This window comes from Tissierellales bacterium (genome assembly GCA_025210965.1).
GTDB lineage: Bacteria > Bacillota > Clostridia > Tissierellales > JAOAQY01 > JAOAQY01.
The window spans coordinates 1-3,749 of the sequence record JAOAQY010000092.1; the positions used below are offsets into that span (position 1 = coordinate 1).

Sequence of the window (3,749 nt, forward strand, 5' to 3'; positions counted from 1 at the left end):
AGTTGATTTGGACTCAGAAGATGAAAATTTATTAAAGTACATACCAAAGGATGTATTTTGGCTTCCCAATACATCTGGTGCTAGAAATGCAGAGGAGGCTGTGAGAATAGCAAGACTTGCGAAAGCGATGGGATGTGGGGACTGGATAAAGATAGAGGTCATATCAGATAGCAAATACTTACTTCCAGACAACTATGAAACTATAAAAGCGACGGAAATACTTGCAAAGGAAGGATTTAAAGTACTTCCATATATGAGCCCAGAGTTGTCTAGTGCAAAGAAACTTGTAGAAGCAGGAGCTGCAGCCGTAATGCCACTTGGTGCTCCTATTGGAAGCAATAGAGGAATAAAAACAAAAGAACTTATTGAAATTCTCATAGAAGAAATAGATGTACCTATAATAGTTGATGCTGGAATTGGTAAACCATCAGAAGCGGCAGAAGCTATGGAAATGGGAGCGGATGCAGTATTAGTAAACACAGCTATAGCGACAGCTGAAGATCCAGCTCAAATGGCAGAAGCATTTGCCTTAGCAGTTAAAAGTGGACGAATGGCGTATCTTGCAAAATTAGGAAGGGTAAAGGAAAAGGCTAGTGCATCATCACCACTTACAGGATTTTTGAATGAAGGTGATTTATAATGAGTTTTTACGATGAATATTTAGAATTCAAAGACTTTGATTTTAAATCATTTTTTAGGGAGGTTACAGATCATAGAATAGAGGCGGCTCTTCAAAAAAGGTATCTGTCGAGAGAAGATTTTTTAGTACTACTATCAAAGCGAGCAAGTAATCATTTAGAAGAAATGGCTAGAAGAGCTCATGAAGAAACACTCAAACATTTTGGGAAAACAATAGAGTTATTTACTCCTATGTATATTGACAATCACTGTGTAAATAAATGTGCTTATTGTGGTTTCAATGTAGATAACAAGATAAAGCGAAAAAAATTAAGTGCAGAGGAGATAGAATTAGAAGCTCAGAATATAGCAAAAACTGGATTGAAGCACATACTAGTTTTGACAGGAGAATCGCCAAAAGGTACTCCGGTTAGCTATATAGCAGAGGCAGTACAGATTCTAAAAAAATACTTTGATTCTATAGCTATAGAGATATATCCATTGAGTACAGAAGATTATAAGACGCTTATAGAAGCTGGTGTTGATTCACTTACAGTTTACCAAGAAGTATATGATGAAAATATATATGATAGAGTTCATTTAGCAGGGCCAAAGAAAAATTATCATTTTAGATTAGATGCTCCAGAAAGAGGATGTATAGCAGGTATGAGATCGGTAAACATAGGAGCACTTCTTGGTTTATCAGATTGGAGGCAAGAGGCATTTTTTAGTGGAATACATGCAAATTATTTACAAAAAAATTACCCGGAAGTTTGTGTTAGTTTATCACCTCCTAGAATTAGACCACATGCAGGTTCATTTACTGAAATATATGATGTAAATGATAGAGATTTGGTACAATATATACTAGCACTTAGAATTTATATGCCATTTGCAGGAATAACAGTCTCAACTCGAGAATCTAAAGAACTTAGAGATGCGATATTACCACTTGGAGTTACAAAAATGTCAGCTGGTGTAAGCACTGCAGTAGGTGGACATAGCACAGATGATAAGAGTGAATCTCAATTTGAGATATCGGATTCAAGAAGCGTTGTAGAGATGAAATCTATGCTCAAGAAACAAGGATATCAGCCAATATTTAAAGATTGGATGCAATTTGATAGAATATGATAGTGTTAATAACCGATAGAAAATCATGTGGTGAGAAAAAGCAAAGTATAGTAATAAAAGAGCTACTAAAGGCTGAGATAGATGCCATAATGATACGAGAAAAGGATTTATCAAACAGAGAACTGATAGAATATTCTAAAGAACTAATGAGTATGGATGAGAGGCATAGTACAAAGTGGATAATAAATGGAAATATAGATGTAGCAAAAATGCTAAAAGCTTGGGCACTTCATATAAGTTTTAAAGATATAGATGGTATAAGAGATAAGTGGACTGGAAGATTTGGAGTATCTGTTCATAGCGTAGAAGAGGCAATTAGAGCAGAAATGGCAGGGGCAGATTATTTAGTTGCAGGAAATATATATGAAACGAGCTGTAAGAAAGGGCTTTGTGGAAAGGGACTAGACTATATTAGATCCATGAGAGAATGTATTAAAATACCTATTGTAGGTATAGGAGGAATCACACCTGAAAAGGTTAGTGAGTTAAAAAATACAGGTATAGACGGAGTAGCTATTAGATCTTGGTTATTAGAACATGAAAATCCATTTGGAGGAATAATGGAATTAAAGGAAGCAAATTTAGGTATAAAACGATTATAAAACAAAAATGTCGTAGAAATTATGATTCTACGGCATTTATAATTAAGAAGAATATAGCCAATTGAAAATTGGTAAGAGAAAGGGTAAGAGTGTAAACTCAAGATGAGATTATAATCTTTTTTAGAATGACTTAGAGCAAAATAAAATAGGATGACAGACCTATTTTGTTGTGCGCAAAATTCTGAAGAGGATTATAATGCCCTAAAATGAACTTTAAAATCTACTTGCATATTGCGAGATAGGTTTGTTTTGAGCATCCTCTTCTTTAGACAAGGAGTGGATTTTTTTATGCTAAAATTAGAAATTAGAGATTTGAAAAAATATTATGGTGACAAAAATATATTAGATATAGATGATGCAAAAATTTATGCAAATGACAAAATAGGATTAGTTGGACGAAATGGTGCAGGTAAAACGACATTGCTAAAAATAATAAAAGGCGAGATTGTAGCAGATACAGGTTATGTCAAAAAATACGATAAATTGGCATCTATAGATCAATTAGAATGTGATGTTAAGATGCTAGATATAGAGAGTAAGAAAGAAAAAAGAAACTTTGATAGCCCAGATGAATACTCAGAAGTGCTATCGGGCGGTGAGAAAACTAGAATGAAGATAGTAAGCGCTCTAGGACAGGAATCAGGGATAATAATTGCAGATGAGCCTAGTTCAAATCTAGACATAAATGGAGTAGAAACGCTTGTATCGAGGTTAAAAAAATATAGAGGTGCGCTTATAATAGTATCTCACGATAGATATTTGTTAGATGAAGTTTGCAACAAAATAGTTGAATTAGAAAGTGGAAAATTAAAAATATATGAAGGAAATTACTCGGATTATCTTTTTCAAAAAGAGGCAGAGATAAAGGCAAAGACAATAGAATACGAATCATATGAGCGAGAGAAAAAGAAATTAGAGAGTGCTGTATTAGAGACAAAGAATCAGTCTAAAACCATTAGAAAAGCGCCAAAACGCATGGGAAATTCTGAAGCGAGACTTCACAAAATGGGAAATCAAAGAGCTAAGAAAAATTTAGATCAAAAAGCAAAAGCGATTAAAAAGAGATTGGAGAAACTAGAGGTTAAAGAAAAACCAGTGGATATAGAATCAATAAAATTAGATTTGAAATCGCATGAATCTATACATTCTAAAATCATATTAGAATCTAAATCGCTTAAGTATGGATTTGGAGATAGAGTTTTGTTTGATGATGCTAAATTTCAAATTTACAGGGGAAGTAAAATAGCTATAATAGGAGATAATGGAAGTGGAAAAACAACACTTTTGAGATTGATAGAACAAGGTCATGATAGCATCAAAAGATCAAAGGTACTTAAAATAGGATATTTTAGACAAGATTTGAGCATATTAGATGATGAAAAGACGCTTCTAGAA

4 protein-coding genes are annotated in these 3,749 nt (G+C 33.6%); all 4 read left to right on the forward strand.

Annotated elements, in window-relative coordinates:
* Nucleotides 1-640 (forward strand): thiazole synthase (locus N4A40_06955; protein MCT4661586.1); only part of this gene is annotated, 640 nt, incomplete at its 5' end.
* A complete protein-coding gene (gene thiH, locus N4A40_06960; GenBank protein MCT4661587.1) occupies nt 640-1,752 on the forward strand; it encodes a 2-iminoacetate synthase ThiH in 1,113 nt (370 codons plus the stop codon). The genes N4A40_06955 and thiH, both read left to right, overlap by 1 nt.
* A complete protein-coding gene (locus tag N4A40_06965) occupies nt 1,749-2,354 on the forward strand; it encodes a thiamine phosphate synthase (protein MCT4661588.1) in 606 nt (201 codons plus the stop codon). Before thiH ends, N4A40_06965 begins: the two co-directional genes overlap by 4 nt.
* A 288-nt stretch (nt 2,355-2,642) precedes the next feature.
* Nucleotides 2,643-3,749: ATP-binding cassette domain-containing protein (locus N4A40_06970; GenBank protein ID MCT4661589.1), on the forward strand; the 1,107-nt coding region annotated here is incomplete at its 3' end.